General features: G+C 70.4%; 1 pseudogene. It reads left to right on the top strand.

The annotated features are described in order from the left end of the window. Nucleotides 1-425 (top strand): annotated as a pseudogene (locus MXD62_RS10245) (thiolase family protein); the annotation flags it as partial.

Genomic DNA, 425 nt, shown 5'->3' with positions numbered 1-425 from the left:
GACTGCGACATCCCGGCGGACGGGTCGATCGCCTTCGTCGTCTCGCACGCCGACCACCGCCGTGACGTCGACCGGCCCGTCTTCTTCGAAGCCCTCGGCGGCGGCCGGCCGATGACCTCGAGCTGGGAGTTCTGGCCGGACTTCGACGTCATGGCCGCGACGAAAGCCGCCGAGCAGCTCTGGTCACGCACCGCGCTGCGGCCCGCCGACGTCGACGTCGCCGGTCTCTACGACGGGTTCAGCATCTTCGTCCTGCTCTGGCTCGAGGCACTCGGCTTCTGCGGCCGCGGCGAGGCGGGCCCGTTCGTGGAAGGCGGCACGCGCATCGCCCGCACCGGCCAGCTGCCACTCAACACCTCCGGTGGGCAACTCTCAGAAGGCCGCTACCTCGGCTTCGGCCTGGCCTACGAGACCTTCCTCCAGCT

Source organism: Frankia sp. Mgl5, assembly GCF_023242985.1.
GTDB classification, from domain to species: domain Bacteria; phylum Actinomycetota; class Actinomycetes; order Frankiales; family Frankiaceae; genus Parafrankia; species Parafrankia soli.
The sequence above is the reverse complement of the archived record's forward strand: the minus strand, read 5'-3'. Positions and strand labels throughout refer to the sequence as shown.